This is a genomic window from Pseudodonghicola sp., assembly GCF_048268305.1.
GTDB lineage: Bacteria > Pseudomonadota > Alphaproteobacteria > Rhodobacterales > Rhodobacteraceae > Pseudodonghicola.
Window position 1 is genome coordinate 79,476 of the sequence record NZ_JBLWVT010000007.1, and the last position, 15,898, is coordinate 95,373.

A 15,898-nucleotide genomic window follows, 5' to 3' on the forward strand; every position below is an offset into this window, starting at 1 on the left:
ATCGTGACGTCCGGCGCCGGGGGCTCAGCCCTCCGGCGTCTCGGGCGCCAGGCTCTGCCGGGCGAAGCGTTCCAGCGGCTCGGCATCCATCTGCAGATCGGCGAGCGTCAGGGATTCGATCATCACCAGATAGCTCCAGTAAAATCCGCTGAAGACGGCGCGGATGCGACAGGTCTCTTCGTCGACACAATCCTCACAGCGCTGATAGGCCTTGCGCGACAGGCAGGGCAGCGGCGCCAGCGGGCCGTCGATCAGCCGCAGCACCTCGGCCAGCGAGACGCTGCGCGCTTCCTTGATCAGCTCATAGCCGCCGTTGCGGCCGCGGCGGCTGCCGATCAGCCCGGCGCGTTTGAGATCAAGCAGGATATGTTCAAGGAACCGCTTTGGCGCGCCGGATCGTTCGGCGATGGTCTCGATCCTCAGGGCTTCGCCATCCTGGGCCTTTTCATCGGCCAGCACCATCAGGGCCTTGAGCGCGTATTTGGTCTTCTGCGTGATCATCCGTATTCGCCTGCCTACTTGTCCGACCGACTTTAGCAGGATTTCAGGCGATGGCGAGCCGCAGATGGGGGCGGGCGACCTGCGCCCGCCCCGGAGGTGATCAAATCACCTTGACGATCTGCTTGCCGTGGTTGCCACCCTTCAGCATCGACATGAAGGTGGCGGGCGCATTCTCCAGCCCTTCGGCGACATCCTCGACATATTTGATCTCGCCGCTGGCGACCTTCGGCGCGATCTCGTTGAGGAAGGTGGGGAAGCGGTTCCAATGGTTCGAGATGATGAAGCCGTTCACCGAGAGGAACTTCACCAGGATATTGCGCCAGAGCGCCGGGGCGGTCAGCCCCTCGGCGGCGGCCCCGGCACCAAGCGCGCCGGCATCGTACCAGGCGATCATGCCGCAGATCGGAATGCGACCGAAATTGTTCATCAGCGGGATCACCGCCTCGAGCACCTTGCCGCCGACGTTTTCGAAATAGATGTCGATGCCGTCCGGGCAGGCCTGGGACAGGGCGGCGCGCAGTTCCTTCGCGGTGGCATAGGCGCGGTGGTCGAGACATTCGTCAAAGCCGAAGGTCTCGGTCGCCATCTTGCACTTGTCGGCGCCGCCGGCGATGCCCACGGTCCTGAGCCCCATCAGCCGGGCGACTTGACCGACCATCGAGCCCACCGGCCCGGTCGCCGCCGCCACCACCAGGGTTTCGCCGGCCTTGGGGCGACCGTATTCCATCAGCCCCTGCCAGCCGGTGAAGCCGGGCATCCCCAGCACGCCGAGCGATGTGGTGATCGGTGCCTGGTCCGGGTCAATCTTGCGCAGCATCTTGGCCGGCAGACAGCCATGGGTCGCCCAGCCGAACATGCCGAATGCGAAATCGCCGGGCTTGAAGGCAGGCGAGTTCGAGGCGATCACCTCGCCCACCGCGCCGGCCTCCATGGTGCCGCCGACCGGAACCGGGGCGGCATAGGATTTGGCGTCGTCCATCCGCCCGCGCATGTAAGGATCGAGCGACATGTAATGGACCCGCACCAGCACCTCGCCCTCAGCCGGTTCCGGCATCGGGGCGGGTTCATAGCGGAAGTTCTCGGCCGTGGGGGCGCCGCTGGGGCGGCTGGCCAGGGCCACGCGGTACATCTGATCGGTCATTGCGGCGTCTCCTCTTCGCGCAAAATTTGTCGCACGGTGCCGGGCAGTCGCTGACTTGGCAAGCGGCAGGGGGGCTGACGTAACGGCAGGATGGCCACCCGATCCCCTTGTTTGGCGGTGTTTTGCGGTTGGCAAGCCCGGCGAGCACGCGTATACGCGCGATCTGATCCCCAGATGCTCCGCGCAATCCGATGCGCGACCTGACCGACACAGGAGCCGGAACGATGATTGGCAGTGCCAACCTCAACATCATGATCAAAGCCGCACGCAAGGCGGGGCGGTCGCTGGTCAAGGACTTCCGCGAAGTGGAAAACCTTCAGGTCTCGATGAAGGGCGCGGGCGATTTCGTGTCCAAGGCCGATATCGCCGCCGAGGCGATCCTCAAGCAGGAATTGCTTGGTGCCCGCCCGACCTATGGCTGGCTGGCCGAAGAGGGCGGCGAGATCGCCGGCGAGGATCCGACCCGGCGCTGGATCGTCGATCCGCTGGACGGCACCACCAACTTCCTGCACGGGCTGCCGCATTGGGCCGTCTCCATCGCGCTGGAGCACAAGGGGCAGGTGGTCGCCGGCGTGATCTTCGACGCCGCCAAGGACGAGATGTTCTTTGCCGAAAAGGGCGCCGGCGCCTGGATGAACGACATGCGCCTGCGGGTGTCGGGCCGGCACCGGATGATCGAGTCGATCTTCGCAACCGGCCTGCCGTTCGGCGGCCGTTCCGACCTGCCGGCAACGCTGCAGGATCTGGCGCGTCTGCTGCCCACCTGCGCCGGCGTGCGCCGCTGGGGGGCTGCCGCGCTCGACATGGCCTATGTCGCCGCCGGCCGCTATGATGGTTTCTGGGAACGCCGGCTGAACCCCTGGGATGTTGCCGCCGGCGTCATCCTGGTGCGCGAGGCGGGCGGGATGATCCAGCCGCTCGACCCCGAGGGCGATATCCTGGAGGACGGCGACGTGATCTGTGCGAACGAGCCGATCTTCAACGCCTTCTCGAAAGTGATCCGCGGCTGATCCCTTGCGGCCCGGACGTTCAGTTCGGGCCATTCAGCCGGTAATTCACCCCATCGGTCCAGGGGATGTCGCTGAAATCGCGCGGGTCGATGCCGTCGAGACAGCCGATGTTGATGCCGCATTCCGCCGGGTCCGACCGGCGTTGATGATGCGTGTAAATTCCACAGGTCTTGCAGAAGTAATGCCGCGCCGTATGGGTGCCCCAGGTGTAGAGGCCGAGATTGCCCTGGCCCTGCAGCACCTTGACCCGCGCCGTCAGCGCGGTGACCGCCCCGGGGCCGCGCCTGCGACACAGTGAACAATCGCAGCGCCGGGCCGAGGCGAGCCCCTCGGGCAGGAAGGCCTCGATCACCACGGCGCCGCAATGGCAGCGCGCCAGCCGGGTTTCGGGATCAGCGGGCAGTTCGGTCATTTTTGCCTCGGCACTCGGGGAATATGGCTCTGGCCATAGCGGAACTGGCCCTGCGGATGCGGTGGACGGCCGCTGTTGCGGTTCCAATATCCGCCCGCCCCGCGTCTGAACCAGATCGGCAGGGTCAGGATCAGCCCGACGGCGAAGCCGCCGGTATGGGCCCAATAGGCGACGCCGCCCTGGTTGGGATCGGCGCCGAGCCCGCCGAGGAACTGCATGCCGGCCCAGAAACCCAGCATCAGCCAGGCCGGAACCGTGAAGATGCGGAAGAACACCACCAGAATGATCAGGATATCGACCCGCGCCCGCGGGTAGAGCAGCAGATAGCCCCCCATCACCCCCGCGATCGCTCCGGAGGCGCCAACGGTCGGCATGGTCGATCCCGGCGCCGTCATTACATGCACCAGGCCGGCGCCGACGCCGCAGGCGAGATAGAAGAGAAGAAAGCCAAAGTGCCCCATCTCGTCTTCGAGATTGTCGCCGAAGATCCATAGAAACAGCATATTGCCGAAGATATGCATCACACCGCCATGCAGGAACAACGAGGTGAGCAGCGTGGCATAGCCTTCGCCCTGGCTCAGCCGTGCGGGGATCAGCGCATAGGGGGCATAGACATTGCGCTGGATTTCCGGTTCGGGCAGCGACCAATAGCTTAGGAAGACCGCGATGTTGATCGCGATCAGGGCATAGACGACATAGGGCGTGCGCCCCGAGGGGTTGTGATCGCGGATCGGAAACATGGGCCGAAGCTGCGGTCTGCGCCGCCGGCCGTCAAGGGTGGTTCGCGCCGGGCCGGCATTTTCATACATCTAGACCGTTATGTTTTCGTTGAGCTTTTTCCGAAATGGATCGTTGAGATTGCTCTCCTGTTTTGCTTAATTCGAAGAAATGGAGGTGAGAATCGAAAAGCGAAATGTGCTCTTGGCATTTGTTGGTTTTTCGAGAAATTGCCTCTCTGTTTTGTCGAAGTAGACTATCTTATTTTGTCGTGCGATTTACCTGCCTGGTTTTTGAACGGCTGGTCACAGATCATGCGATCCTGTGGCAGGTTCCATTGTCCGAGGGACAGACGCGGGCGGAGGATCGGCGAGACGGGCCGCAGATCGGGCGAGGGGCCGCATCTGGGGCAGGTGCTGGCAGCGGCAATGGGGGTGCTCTTTCCGGGGGCTGCTTTCCGCCTTTCGGCGATAGAGTGTTACATAGGTGTTTAAGCTGAAATTAGGGTGATCTTTCAGGGTAATTTGGAGGGGGTTCCCTGACGGTAAACCCTTGGGATTTTCAGCTTGGCGGGGCGGGGACATTTCTGGTTTTGTCCCCGCCTTTCGCTTTTTGGGCCTTTGCCCGGGCGGTCAACTCATCCCGCCCAGCAGCGCGGCATTGCCGCCGGCGGCAGTGGTGTCGACACAGACGTGGCGTTCTCCCATCACCCGGGCCAGATCGGGCTGGCCGGGGATCAGCGCCACGATCGGGCCGGACCGTTTCGACAGCGCCTGGTCATAGGCCCGCCCCGTCGCCTCGTCGCCCCACCAGAGCACACCGCCCAGCGGGCCGCAGTCGGTCAGCCGCGCCGGATCGACCCGGCCGGTGGCGCGGATCGCCTGACCGCCGAGGGCGCGCACCGCCTTGGCCTGCGCCTCTGCCGCCGTCTCGCCCGGTCCGAGGCAGAGGATCGGCGGGCGCTGCACCAGCATGAGCCGGTTCGATTCCCCGGTCGGCCCGGGCAGGGTGGTCGGCGACAAGGTGGCGTTGGTCCCCTCCGGGGCGGGCAGCGTCGTCATCTCTTCGCTCCAGGCGGCGGTCACCTGCTGCCGGTCGGCGGCGGCGAAGCGGGGCAGATAGTTCGGCCCGCCCGCCTTGGGGCCGGTGCCGCTCAACCCCTCGCCGCCGAAGGGCTGGCTGCCAACGATGGCGCCGATCTGGTTGCGGTTGACGTAGATATTGCCGGCATGAATGCTTTCGGTCACATGCTGGACCCGGTCGTCGATCCGGGTCTGCAGCCCGAAGGTCAACCCATAGCCGGTGGCGTTGATTTCGGCGATGACCCTGTCCAGCTCGCCGGCACGGAAGCGGGCGACATGCAGGACGGGACCGAAGATTTCCTTTTCCAGATCCCCAATCCCGTCGATCCGGATCAGCGTCGGCGACACGAAGGTGCCCCCCTGCGGCACCGGCAGTTCCTTCAGCACCCGCCCTTCGGCCCGGGCGCGGTCGATATGGGCGGCGATGTCGGTCAGCGCCTCAAGGTCGATCACCGGGCCCACGTCGGTCGAGAGCTGCCAGGGATCGCCCAGCCGCAGCACCTCCATCGCGCCCTTCAGCATGGTCAGCAGGTCATCGGCGATATCCTCCTGCACATAGAGGCAGCGCAGGGCGGAACAGCGTTGGCCGGCCGATTGGAAGGCGCTTTCGACGATCGCCTGCACCGCCTGTTCCGGCAGCGCGGTGGAATCGACGATCATCGCGTTGAGCCCTCCCGTCTCGGCGATCAGCGGCGCGCCGGGGCGCAGGTTATCGGCCATGGCGGCGCGGATCTTCAGCGCCGTCTCGGTCGATCCGGTGAAGGCGACGCCACCCACCCGCGGGTCGGAGGTCAGCGCGGCGCCGATATCGCCGAAGCCCGGCAGCAGTTGCAGTGCGCTACGCGGCACGCCTGCCTCATGCAGCAGTTGCACCGCGCGATGGGCGATCAGCGGCGTCTGTTCGGCGGGTTTCGCCAGCACGGCGTTGCCGGTGGCCAGCGCCGCGGCGATCTGGCCGGTGAAGATCGCCAGCGGGAAGTTCCAGGGGCTGATGCAGGTGAAGTTGCCGGTCGGGGCCGCATCGGGGATATGCGCCGCGTAATAGCGCAGGAAATCCACCGCCTCGCGCAGTTCGGCCACCGCATCGGGCAGGCTCTTGCCGGCCTCGCGGGAGAGGAGCGCGAAGATTTCGCCGAACTGCGCCTCGTAAAGGTCTGAGGCGCGGTTCAGCACCGCTGCCCGTTCTGTCGCGGGGGCGTCCCAGGCCCGGGCGAGGGACAGCGCGGTCTCGACATCCCGCGCGCTGGCGCAGGCGACGGAGCCGGGGATATCGCCGGGCAGGGCGGGGTTGGCGACCGGTTGCGGCGCCTCTGGCGCGGCCTTGCCCGCCAGCAGGGGGGCTGCCTGCCAGTGATGCGTCGCGAAGGGCGCCCGCGCCGCTTCGATCCGGTCGAGCGTCGGCAGGTCGCGCAGATCGAAGCCCATGGAATTGCGCCGCTCCGGCAGGAACAGCTCCGCCCCGCTGGGAAGCGGTTTTGCCGGTTGTTTCACCGTCTCGAACGGATCGGCGGCCACCACCTCGGGCGGTACGCTGTCATCGACGATCTGATTGACGAAGGAGGAGTTGGCGCCGTTTTCCAGCAGCCGCCGCACCAGATAGGCCAGCAGATCGCGATGCGCCCCCACCGGTGCATAGATGCGGCAACGGTGGCCGTGCTGATCCTTGACCAGATTGTGCAGCGTCTCGCCCATGCCGTGCAGGCGCTGGAATTCGAACGGCCTGTCACCGGCCATATGCAGGATGGCGCTGACCGTATGGGCATTGTGGCCGGCGAATTGCGGGTAGATGCGGTCGGTCATCTCCAGCAGCTTGCGGGCATTGCCCAGATAGGACACGTCGGTCGCCGCCTTCTGGGTGAAAACCGGAAAGCCCTCCATCCCCATCACCTGGGCGCGCTTGACCTCGGTATCCCAATAGGCGCCCTTGACCAGCCGCACCATGATCTTGCGATCATAGCGTTCGGCCATCTCATAGAGCGCGTCGATGGCGAAAGAGGTGCGCGGCCCATAGGCCTGCACCACGATGCCGAAGCCGTCCCAGCCGGCCAGCGCCGGATCGGACATCACCCGGTCGATCACCTCCAGCGACAGCGACAGCCGGTCGGCCTCTTCCGCGTCGACGTTCAGCCCCATGTTGGCGGCCTTGGCCAGCAGCGACAGCGCCTTCAGCCGCGGCACCAGGGTTGCCATCACGTTCGCTTCCTGCGCCACCTCATAGCGCGGGTGCAGTGCCGAGAGCTTGACCGAAATGCCCGGGTTGTCGCGGATATCGTCATGGGTGCAGCCTTCGGCGATCGCGGTGATCGCGCGGGAATAGGACAGGTGGTAATGCGCCGCGTCCGCCTCGGTCCGCGCCGCTTCGCCCAGCATGTCGTAGGAATAGGTGAAGCCCTTGGCCTGCATGACCTCGGCCCGCTTCATCGCGCCGCCGATGGTCTCGCCCAGCACGAATTGGCGGCCCATCTCCTTCATCGCGCGGCCGACGGCGGTGCGGATCACCGGCTCCCCCAACCGCTTGATCGCGCCCTTCAGCGCGCCGACGGGCGAGGGGCGGCGATCATCCAGCACCCGACCGGTCAGCATCAGCGCCCAGGTCGAGGCATTGACCAGAGAGGATGTCGATCGGCCCAGATGCCGGCCCCAGTCGCTGGGGGCGATCTTGTCCTCGATCAGCGCGTCGATGGTCTCGGCATCCGGCACCCGCAACAGCGCCTCGGCCAGGCACATCAGCGCGATGCCCTCGTCGGTGGACAGGCCGTATTCGGCCAGAAACACTTCCATCAGCCCCGGGGCGGTCGCGGCGCGGATATCGCGCACCAATTGCGCGGCGGTGGCGCAGATGGTGGCACGATCGGCCTCGGTCAGCGCGGCCTGGGCGGTGAGACGCGCCAGCGCGGCTTGCGGGTCGGCATAGGTCTGGGCGTCGATGGTGCGGCGCATGTCGGCATAGGAGAGGGGCATGGGAAACTCCGATGGATTTCCGCCTTAGTATATGCAAATTTGAGGGTCAGCGGCCTGATGATGTGAAGTTTGCAGGCAAATGGACTGAATTTCACAAGGTTTTCGATGCAATCTGACTTTCCGGAACTTGACCGTTTCGATCGCGCGATTCTGAGCGTTCTGGCCGAGGAGGGCCGGCTGTCCATCGCCGATCTCGGCCGCCGGATCGGTCTGTCGAAATCCCCCACCCAGGCCCGTCTCAGACGGCTCGAGGCCGAGGGGATCATCACCGGCTATCGCGCCCTGATCGACCCGATCCGCCTGGGCCTCGATCACGTCGCCTTTGTCGAGGTGCGGCTGACCGACACCCGCGAGGCCGCGCTCGCGGCCTTCAACGCCGCGGTGGCGAAGATCGGCGAGATCGAGCAGGTGCATATGATCGCCGGCAATTTCGACTATCTGATGAAGGTGCGCACCCATTCGATGTCGGAATACCGCCGGGTGCTGGGCGAGAAAATCTCGACCCTGCCGCATGTCGCCAGCACCTCGACCTATGTGGCGATGCAGGCGGTGAAGGAGGACGGCCCGCTCAGCCCGATGGAGTAGGCGGGGTAAGGTCGAAAACCACATTGTACCCGGCAAAGGGGGAGGCTAAACCAATCAGGCTTTCCTTCGCGGGCGTGATGGAATGGTAGACATATCGGACTTAAAATCCGAAGGGCTTTGTCCCGTGTGGGTTCGAGTCCCACCGCCCGTACCAGCCTCTTCCCCTTCGGTGGTCTTTCGCTGGCATCTTTGACGCTTCCGAGATCGGTCAGGCGTGCTAGTCTGACACGACCTTGAGACCTCCAACCACATTCAGATCAGAACGGAGACCCGATATGGCCCTGACCTTGCAGGATTTGATGGAGGCTGCCAATGCCGTGGTGCCGCGCATCGACGGCGCCCGCGCACAGGCGCTGGTGGCCGATGGTGCCTTGCTGCTCGATGTGCGCGACGCGCCCGAACTGCAAAAGGCCGGTCATGCGCTGGGGGCCCATCACATTCCCCGCGGCATGCTGGATTTTCGTGCCGATCCGGCCAGCCCGTTCCACGACCCCGAACTCAATCCGGAACGTCCGGTGGTGATCCATTGCGCCTCTGGCGGGCGCGCCGCCCTGGCAGGCAAGCTGTTGAAGGACATGGGCTATCGGGAGGTCTATAACATGGGCGGGCTGGAGGCCTGGAAGGCCGCTGCCGGCCCGATGGTCGAACCGGTCGATCCCGGCATGTGATCGACGCCGGGCCGGCGGCGGCACCTCCGGCCCGCGATGGCGTCAGCTCAGAAACGATCCCGCCTTCATGGTCCCGGCGATCGGCGCGCCCAGACGGCTCAGGATGGTGGGGGCCAGTTGCAACTGGTCGATCACCTGATCCTCCGCCGGCCCCTTGGCCGGCCCGAAATAATAGAGCGCGGCCTCCTGCTGCAGCGGGCTGCGGCCGCCGTGATGGCCGCGCTCGTCCTGGCCGTGATCGGCGGTCACGATGATTTCATAGCCCATGGCGCGCCACTGATGGATGAAGGGCGCCAGCATCTCGTCCATCATGGCGCAGGCGTTGTCCATCTCCTGACAATCATGAAAGAACCGATGCCCCATGCTGTCGAGCGTACAGGTATGCAGCATGCCGTAACTGAGCCCGAACCGCTGGCAGAGATTGGTCAGCGTGGCGAAAAGATCCACGTCGGAGGGCGTCATCTGGTTGATCAGCCCATAGCCGGTCATGGTGTGGAACCGGCCGTGGTTGATCGTCTCGCTCTCCGGTTCGTCATATTCGATGTCGCGGACCAGATCGAAGGGATGGCGGTTGAAGAAGCTTGACCAGAAGGAATGGGCCACCGCGCCGGTGATGCCGCCCGCCTGCCGGACCTGGGAAAATACATCAGGATGGCTCAGCCGGAACACATTGCCATTGCCGGTGCAGCCATGCTCCGCCGGTGCCACCCCGGTGTGGATCGAGGCATAGCAGGAGGCCGAGATCGACGGCAGCACCGACCGCAGTTTCCACACCCGCGCCTCGCCGCTGTCGACCCAGCCCTCCAGATTGCCGAACAGCCGGCGCCAGTTGCGCCAGGGCACCCCGTCCAGAATGATCAGCAACAGCTTTCCGTTCATATCGCCCTCTCGGCCTGTCCTTGCCGGTCGGAGATTGCCTCCGTCCCGGCGCCTTTTTCTAGCCCGAAATATCCTCGGGGGGTGAATTGCCCCCTCCGGGGGCAAGAGGGGGCCGACAGCCCCCTCGCGTCGCACGGTCAGTTGCCGGCGCTTTCCATCTTGCGATGGGCGATCACCTCTTCCAGCCAGCCGAGCTTCATCTCGGGAACGGAGCTTAGCAGCAGGTCGGTGTAATCGTCGAATGGCGGGCTGAGCACCTCGGTCTTTGAGCCATAGCGGACCACCTCGCCGCGATACATCACCGCGATGGAATCGGCGATCGCGCGCACGGTCGCCAGATCGTGGGTGATGAAGAGATAGGCCACTCCCTCGTGTTTCTGCAGCGCCAGAAGCAGCTTGAGGATGCCATCCGCCACCAGCGGGTCGAGCGCGGATGTCACCTCGTCGCAGATGATCAGCCTGGGCTTGGCGGCCAGGGCGCGTGCGATGCAGACCCGCTGTTTCTGGCCGCCCGACAGTTCCGCCGGATATCGGTCGATGAACTCCGCCCCCAGTTCGATCTTCTCCAGCAGCTCGATGATCCGGTCGCGCCGTGCCTTGCCCCTCAGGCCGAAATAGAACTCCAGCGGCCGACCTATGATGGTGCCCACGGTCTGGCGCGGGTTCATCGCCACATCGGCCATCTGATAGATCATCTGCAATTCGCGCAGATCATCGCGTGACCGGCCCGACAGCGCCGCCGATACCTCACGCCCGTCGAACCGGATGGTCCCCTGCGAGGGCGGCAGCAACCCGGTGATCACTCGCGCCAGCGTCGACTTGCCTGAACCGCTTTCGCCCACCACCGCCAGGGTCTGACCCGGGTGCAGCTCGATCGAGATATCCTTGAGCACGTCGAAATCGGTGCCGGCATAGCGCGCGGTGACGGTCTCGACGGTCAGCACCGCCTCCGGAGTCGGGGCCTTTTCCTCGTGCCGGATCGACCGGACCGAGACCAGCTCGCGGGTGTACTCCTCTTGCGGGGCATTGATGATCTGGTCGGTGGGGCCGTATTCCACCATGTCGCCATAGCGCAGCACCATGATGTCGTCGGAGACCTGCGCCACCACCGCCAGATCGTGGGTGATATAGAGTGCGGCGACGCCGGTGTCGCGGATCGCCTCCTTGATCGCCGCCAGCACGTCGATCTGGGTGGTGACGTCGAGCGCGGTGGTCGGTTCGTCGAAGATCACCAGATCGGGTTCGGGGCAAAGCGCCAGCGCGGTCATGGCCCGCTGCAACTGCCCGCCCGAGACCTGGTGGGGATAGCGATCGCCGAAGCTCTCCGGCTCGGGCAGGCCGAGCTTGCGGAACAGCGCCACCGCCCGCGCCTCGGCCTCCTGCCGCGAGAACCGCTTGTGCAGGATCGCGGCCTCGGTCACCTGTTGCATCAGCTTCTTGGCCGGGTTGAAGGCGGCGGCGGCCGATTGCGCCACATAGGTCACCTCGGCGCCGCGCAGCGCCCGCAGTCCCCTGAGCCCGCCCTTCAGGATATCGCGGCCGTTCACCCAGACCTCGCCGCCGGTGATCTCCACCCCACCGCGACCATAGCCGAGCGCGGCAAGGCCGATGGTGGATTTGCCGGCGCCGGATTCACCGATCAGCCCCAGCACCTTGCCCTTCTCCAGCGTGAAGGAGACGCCGTGGACGATCTCGATCTCCTGCGGCGGCTCGCCGGGGGGATAGGCGGTGGCGCCGATCTTCAGATCGCGCACCTCAAGCAATGCTCCTGTCATCAACCGCGCCCTCCTTTCAGCGATGTGGTCCGGTTCAGCACCCAGTCGGCCACCAGATTGACCGAAATCGCCAGCGTCGCGATGGCGACGGCCGGCAACAGCGCCGCCGGGATGCCATAGACGATGCCATCCTTGTTCTCCTTCACGATGCCGCCCCAGTCGGCGGCGGGCGGTTGCACGCCCAACCCCAGGAAGGAGAGGGTGGAGACGAAGAGCACCATGAAGATGAAGCGCATTCCCATCTCGGCGATCAGCGGCGACAGTGCGTTGGGCAGGATTTCCCGGAAGATGATCCAGCCACGCCCCTCGCCGCGCAGCCTGGCGGCCTCGACGAAATCCATCACGTTGATATCGACCGCGACCGCGCGGGCCAGCCGATAGACCCGGGTGGAATCCAGCAGACCCATCACCAGGATCAGCACCGGCACCGTGACCGGCATCACCGACAGCACCACCAGCGCGAAGATCAGCGTCGGGATCGACATCAGCAGATCGACCGCGCGCGACATCAGCTGATCGGCCCAGCCACCCAGCACCGCGGCCAGGAACCCGAGAACCGCGCCGGTGGCAAAGCTCAGCGCCGTGGCGGCGGTGGCGATGAGGATGGTGGTGCGCCCGCCATAGATCATCCGGGTCAGCAGATCGCGGCCGATATTGTCGGTGCCCAGCCAATGGGCGGCAGAGGACGGCTCCCACACATCCCCGACCACCTCGGCCATGCCATAGGGCGCGATGAGCGGAGCGAGCAGCGCGATGAGAAAGTAAATTGCGGTGAGAACAAGGCCGACCGCGGCGGCGAGGGGGATCCTCATGTTCATTTCGGATGCCTCAGACGCGGGTTGGACAGAATGGCGACGATATCGGCGATCATGTTCAGCCCGATATAGACGGCGGCAAAGATCAGCCCGCAGGCCTGCACCACCGGCACGTCGCGTTTGGCCACGTGATCGACAAGGTATTGACCCATCCCGGGATAGGTGAAGACCACCTCGATCACCACGACACCGACCACCAGATAGGCCAGGTTCAGCATCACCACATTGGCGATCGGCGCGATGGCATTGGGCAGGGCGTGGCGGACGATCACCTGAAACCCGTTCAGCCCCTTCAGCTCGGCGGTCTCGATATAGGCCGATTGCATCACGTTCAGGATCGCCGCCCGGGTCATCCGCATCATATGCGCCAGCACCACCAGCGTCAGCACGGTCACCGGCATGGCGATGGCGCCCAGCTTCTCGCCCAGGCTCATGCTGTCGTTGATCATGGCGACCGAGGGGAACCAGCGCAGCTTCACCGCGATGAAATACATGATCACATAGCCAAGCAGGAATTCCGGCACCGAGATCGAGGCCAAGGTGACCGCCGAGATCAGCCTGTCGGGCCAGCGGTCGCGATAGCGCACCGCGAGGAGCCCCAGAAAGATCGCCAGCGGGACCGCGATCACCGCCGCCCAGAAGGCCAGGAACAAGGTGTTGCCCATCCGGCGGGTGATGGCCTGGGTGATATCCTGCCCATTGGTCAGGGCGGTACCCAGATCCCCCTGCAGCGCGCCGCCCAGCCACGAGACATAGCGGGTCAGCGCCGGGTCGTTCAGGCCCAGATCGCGGCGCAGGTTGGCCAGCGCCTCGGGGGTGGCGGATTGGCCCAGGATCGACTGGGCGACGTCGCCCGGCAACAGGTTGGTTCCGACAAAGATCAGCGCCGAGACCAGCAGCAATAGAAGGAGGCTCAGCGCAACGCGCTGAGCCACCAGTTTGAGCGCCATCATCATGTCAGGCGACGATCCAGGTCTTCACCGGGGCATAGAGGTTCATCAGGCCGAAGCCGGCGGTCTTTTCCTGCCAGCCACCGATCTGATCCGACACCGCATCGACGAAATCGTTGAACATCGGGCAGATCAGCCCGCCCTCGTCGCGCAGGATGGTCGACATGTCGGCATACATCTGTTTGCGCTTGGCCTCGTCCAGCTCGGCTCGCGCCGCGAGCAGAAGCTGGTCGAACTTCTCGTTCTTGAACCGGGTGTCGTTCCAGTCGGCGGTCGACAGATAGGCGGTCGAGAACATCGAATCCTGGGTCGGCCGGCCGCTCCAGTAGCTGGTGCAAAAGGGCTGCTTGTTCCAGACCTCGGACCAATAGCCGTCGTTTGGTTCACGCTTGATCTCCAGCGTGATGCCGGCGCTGCCGCAGGACTGCTGGAACAGCGCCGCCGCATCCGGCGCCCCGGGGAAAGAGTTGTCCGAGGTGCGCAGCAGGATCGCCCCGTCATAGCCGGATTTCTTCATGTGAAAGGCGGCCTTGTCGGGATCGTATTCGCGCTGCTCCGCCGGGGTGAACAGCGGATAGGAGGCGTTGATCGGGGTGTCATTGCCGACCGAGCCATAGCCGAACAGGATCTTGTCGACCATTTCCTGCCGGTTGATGCCGTATTTCAGTGCCATGCGCACATCGTTGTTGTCGAAGGGCGCGGTGTCGCAATGCATGATGAAGACGTAATGGCCCGGACCGCTTTTCGAATAGACGTTGATATTCGGCGCGCGGGCGACCAGCCCGGCGGTGCGTGGCGGCACCCGGTCGATCATATGCACCTGACCCGATTGCAGCGCGGCAACGCGGGCGGTGTCGTCGTTGATCACGATCATCTCGATGGTCGCGGCATGGCCATGGCTGTCGTCCCAGTGGTCAGGGTTCTTTTCGGCGACGAAACGCACGCCCGGTTCAGCCGCCTTCAGCACATAGGGGCCGGTGCCGATGGCGGCATTGGGATCGTCCTTGCCGCCGTTCGGCTGGATCACCAGGTGATAGTCGGTCAGCAGATAGGGCAGGTCGGCGTTGGGTTGGTCCAATTCGACGGTGAAGACATCGCCTTCGGCCTTCATCGACTTGATGCCGCGCATGATCCCCAGCGCGCCCGATTTGGTATCCTCGCCGGAATGGCGCTCCATCGTCGCCAGCACGTCCGCGGCGGTGACGGTCTTGCCGTTCGAGAAGGTGATGCCGGGGCGGATCTTGAAGCTCCAGACGCTGGCATCGGCGGAGCCCTTCCAGCTCTCGGCGACACGGCCTTCCAGCCCGCCCTCAGGGGCCAGTTCGACCAGCGGTTCGCCCCAGAGGCGCAGCAGCATCGTCGCGGTGGAATTCGTCGCCAGGGCCGGATCGAGGCTGTCGGAAGACCCGCCGCCTTCGATCCCCACCTTGATGGTGCCCCCCTTCTGCGGCCCGGCGGCAAAGGCGGCCTGACCCAGCAGGCCCTGGGCTGCGGTGGCGGTGACGCCGAGCGCGGCGGCGCGGCCGAAGAAATCACGTCGCGACATGGCGCCGGCAATCACCCGGCTGGTGAAATAATTCAGGTTCTTGGTCATTGATGTCTCCCGTTAGAAAAAATTTTGCATTCTGCGTCTGGAACGCAGGGTGATGGATTGGGTCGTCAGGTGCCGCCTGTTTGCCCCCAACTCGCGAGATGTCTGGATGCGGCGGTTAAAGCCCCTCGCGCGGACGGCTGCCCGCGACCTCCCGGTGGGAAGGTATTCGGTTATCCGCAAATGGATTGATCGGCCGGCGACCGGCGGCGGTCCGGGGCGGAAGGGCGCAACGGACGGTCCGGGCAAAGGGGGAGAGCGGCGACCAATGGCTGTCGCGCCGAGGGAAACGCAGATCGGCGGATGGCAGCGGAGGGGCGGACTTCGGCGGCTTGGCGCCGATCCCGGGCCGGGCCTTGCGCGCCAGCACCGGATGGGCGGCGCGGCGGGGGCAGGACCAGATGGGGGCCCGCCAGCCGGCAGGGGCGTTCTCTGGGTGGCCGCCCCTGGATGAAAGGCCGTCGGCCCGGAGGTCGACGGTGGACTGGACAGTTCGGATCGCCGGTAACGGCGGCCCGGTCAGGGCGACAGGGGCGCGGCACCACGGTGGCCGCGCCAGCCAGTCGATCATCTCCATCGCCCTGGCCTGCTCTTCGACAGGATACCCGCCCGGTATCGGCCCTTGAGCGTCGCCAATGCCCTGCATGTCACGGGACTGATGGCTCAGGGGGAGGGAAACCGGGTCATTCACCGCCTCAACAGGCCGCCAGACTCGTGCCGAAAGCCGGCAATCGTCTGACAGGGTGATGCCCGGATCGGGCAGTTCTTCGATCTCGCGCTGGGCGTTGGATAGAAGTTCCATGGGGCGCTT

At 65.2% G+C, this 15,898-nt stretch carries 14 protein-coding genes and 1 tRNA gene; 4 read left to right on the forward strand and 11 right to left on the reverse strand.

Features of this window, described 5'->3' with window-relative positions:
• Window positions 1–24: 24 nt before the first annotated feature.
• Window positions 25–501 (reverse strand): RrF2 family transcriptional regulator, encoded by a 477-nt coding sequence (locus ACN0V4_RS14000; RefSeq protein WP_417677125.1) that lies wholly within the window; start codon window positions 499–501, stop codon window positions 25–27.
• A gap of 100 nt (window positions 502–601) precedes the next feature.
• Window positions 602–1,642, reverse strand: a complete 1,041-nt coding sequence (locus tag ACN0V4_RS14005) for an NADP-dependent oxidoreductase (RefSeq protein ID WP_417677127.1) — start codon at window positions 1,640–1,642, stop codon at window positions 602–604.
• A gap of 224 nt (window positions 1,643–1,866) precedes the next feature.
• Between ACN0V4_RS14005 and ACN0V4_RS14010 the strand changes: the two genes are divergently transcribed.
• Window positions 1,867–2,652: an inositol monophosphatase family protein gene (locus tag ACN0V4_RS14010; RefSeq protein WP_417677129.1), complete on the forward strand. Its 786-nt coding sequence runs from the start codon at window positions 1,867–1,869 to the stop codon at window positions 2,650–2,652.
• Window positions 2,653–2,671: 19 nt separating this feature from the next.
• Here ACN0V4_RS14010 and ACN0V4_RS14015 read toward each other — a convergent pair whose 3' ends face one another.
• The 3 genes from ACN0V4_RS14015 to putA form a co-directional block, all read right to left on the reverse strand.
• Window positions 2,672–3,064 carry a GFA family protein gene (locus tag ACN0V4_RS14015; RefSeq protein ID WP_417677131.1) on the reverse strand — a complete coding sequence of 131 codons (393 nt, stop codon included), beginning with the start codon at window positions 3,062–3,064 and terminating at the stop codon, window positions 2,672–2,674.
• Entirely contained in the window at window positions 3,061–3,804 is a 744-nt protein-coding gene (locus tag ACN0V4_RS14020; RefSeq protein ID WP_417677133.1) for a rhomboid family intramembrane serine protease, read from the reverse strand. The genes ACN0V4_RS14015 and ACN0V4_RS14020 overlap by 4 nt, the downstream gene beginning before the upstream one ends.
• Window positions 3,805–4,413: 609 nt before the next feature.
• Window positions 4,414–7,824, reverse strand: coding sequence for a bifunctional proline dehydrogenase/L-glutamate gamma-semialdehyde dehydrogenase PutA (gene putA / locus ACN0V4_RS14025; RefSeq protein ID WP_417677135.1), 3,411 nt, complete (start codon window positions 7,822–7,824; stop codon window positions 4,414–4,416).
• A 105-nt stretch (window positions 7,825–7,929) separates the two neighbouring features.
• Here putA and ACN0V4_RS14030 point away from each other — a divergent pair, with 105 nt between their 5' ends.
• The 3 genes from ACN0V4_RS14030 (at window position 7,930) to ACN0V4_RS14040 (ending at window position 9,077) form a co-directional block, all read left to right on the forward strand.
• Window positions 7,930–8,409 carry an Lrp/AsnC family transcriptional regulator gene (locus tag ACN0V4_RS14030; protein ID WP_417677137.1) on the forward strand — a complete coding sequence of 160 codons (480 nt, stop codon included), beginning with the start codon at window positions 7,930–7,932 and terminating at the stop codon, window positions 8,407–8,409.
• A 68-nt stretch (window positions 8,410–8,477) separates the two neighbouring features.
• Window positions 8,478–8,563: transfer RNA gene (locus ACN0V4_RS14035), tRNA-Leu, on the forward strand.
• Window positions 8,564–8,684: 121 nt separating this feature from the next.
• The gene (locus ACN0V4_RS14040; protein ID WP_417677139.1) at window positions 8,685–9,077 is read left to right on the forward strand and encodes a rhodanese-like domain-containing protein; all 393 of its coding nucleotides are present in this window, start codon (window positions 8,685–8,687) and stop codon (window positions 9,075–9,077) included.
• 42 nt (window positions 9,078–9,119) lie between these two features.
• Here ACN0V4_RS14040 and ACN0V4_RS14045 read toward each other — a convergent pair whose 3' ends face one another.
• From ACN0V4_RS14045 to ACN0V4_RS14070, 6 genes are all read right to left on the reverse strand, one after another.
• On the reverse strand, window positions 9,120–9,956 hold the full coding sequence (locus tag ACN0V4_RS14045) for an alkaline phosphatase family protein (RefSeq protein WP_417677141.1): 837 nt from the start codon (window positions 9,954–9,956) through the stop codon (window positions 9,120–9,122).
• A 137-nt stretch (window positions 9,957–10,093) separates the two neighbouring features.
• A complete protein-coding gene (locus tag ACN0V4_RS14050; protein ID WP_417677143.1) occupies window positions 10,094–11,731 on the reverse strand; it encodes an ABC transporter ATP-binding protein in 1,638 nt (545 codons plus the stop codon).
• Complete coding sequence (locus tag ACN0V4_RS14055) at window positions 11,731–12,543, reverse strand: ABC transporter permease (protein WP_417677599.1); 813 nt, start codon at window positions 12,541–12,543, stop codon at window positions 11,731–11,733. The genes ACN0V4_RS14050 and ACN0V4_RS14055 overlap by 1 nt, the downstream gene beginning before the upstream one ends.
• Before the next feature lie 2 nt (window positions 12,544–12,545).
• Window positions 12,546–13,502 (reverse strand): ABC transporter permease, encoded by a 957-nt coding sequence (locus ACN0V4_RS14060; RefSeq protein ID WP_417677145.1) that lies wholly within the window; start codon window positions 13,500–13,502, stop codon window positions 12,546–12,548.
• 1 nt (window position 13,503) lies between these two features.
• Window positions 13,504–15,090 carry an ABC transporter substrate-binding protein gene (locus ACN0V4_RS14065; RefSeq protein ID WP_417677147.1) on the reverse strand — a complete coding sequence of 529 codons (1,587 nt, stop codon included), beginning with the start codon at window positions 15,088–15,090 and terminating at the stop codon, window positions 13,504–13,506.
• A gap of 115 nt (window positions 15,091–15,205) precedes the next feature.
• Window positions 15,206–15,889: a hypothetical protein gene (locus tag ACN0V4_RS14070; protein ID WP_417677149.1), complete on the reverse strand. Its 684-nt coding sequence runs from the start codon at window positions 15,887–15,889 to the stop codon at window positions 15,206–15,208.
• Window positions 15,890–15,898 lie beyond the last annotated feature (9 nt).

Bases quoted from the DNA above. Each gene is read 5' to 3' on its own strand.
- ACN0V4_RS14045 (WP_417677141.1), bottom strand. From the start codon at position 9,956: ATGAACGGAAAGCTGTTGCTGATCATTCTGGACGGGGTGCCCTGGCGC.
- ACN0V4_RS14000 (WP_417677125.1), bottom strand. From the start codon at position 501: ATGATCACGCAGAAGACCAAATACGCGCTCAAGGCCCTGATGGTGCTG.
- ACN0V4_RS14040 (WP_417677139.1), top strand. From the start codon at position 8,685: ATGGCCCTGACCTTGCAGGATTTGATGGAGGCTGCCAATGCCGTGGTG.
- ACN0V4_RS14015 (WP_417677131.1), bottom strand. From the start codon at position 3,064: ATGACCGAACTGCCCGCTGATCCCGAAACCCGGCTGGCGCGCTGCCAT.
- ACN0V4_RS14005 (WP_417677127.1), bottom strand. From the start codon at position 1,642: ATGACCGATCAGATGTACCGCGTGGCCCTGGCCAGCCGCCCCAGCGGC.
- putA (WP_417677135.1), bottom strand. From the start codon at position 7,824: ATGCCCCTCTCCTATGCCGACATGCGCCGCACCATCGACGCCCAGACC.
- ACN0V4_RS14055 (WP_417677599.1), bottom strand. From the start codon at position 12,543: ATGAGGATCCCCCTCGCCGCCGCGGTCGGCCTTGTTCTCACCGCAATT.
- ACN0V4_RS14010 (WP_417677129.1), top strand. From the start codon at position 1,867: ATGATTGGCAGTGCCAACCTCAACATCATGATCAAAGCCGCACGCAAG.
- ACN0V4_RS14020 (WP_417677133.1), bottom strand. From the start codon at position 3,804: ATGTTTCCGATCCGCGATCACAACCCCTCGGGGCGCACGCCCTATGTC.
- ACN0V4_RS14060 (WP_417677145.1), bottom strand. From the start codon at position 13,502: ATGATGATGGCGCTCAAACTGGTGGCTCAGCGCGTTGCGCTGAGCCTC.
- ACN0V4_RS14070 (WP_417677149.1), bottom strand. From the start codon at position 15,889: ATGGAACTTCTATCCAACGCCCAGCGCGAGATCGAAGAACTGCCCGAT.
- ACN0V4_RS14065 (WP_417677147.1), bottom strand. From the start codon at position 15,090: ATGACCAAGAACCTGAATTATTTCACCAGCCGGGTGATTGCCGGCGCC.
- ACN0V4_RS14030 (WP_417677137.1), top strand. From the start codon at position 7,930: ATGCAATCTGACTTTCCGGAACTTGACCGTTTCGATCGCGCGATTCTG.
- ACN0V4_RS14050 (WP_417677143.1), bottom strand. From the start codon at position 11,731: ATGACAGGAGCATTGCTTGAGGTGCGCGATCTGAAGATCGGCGCCACC.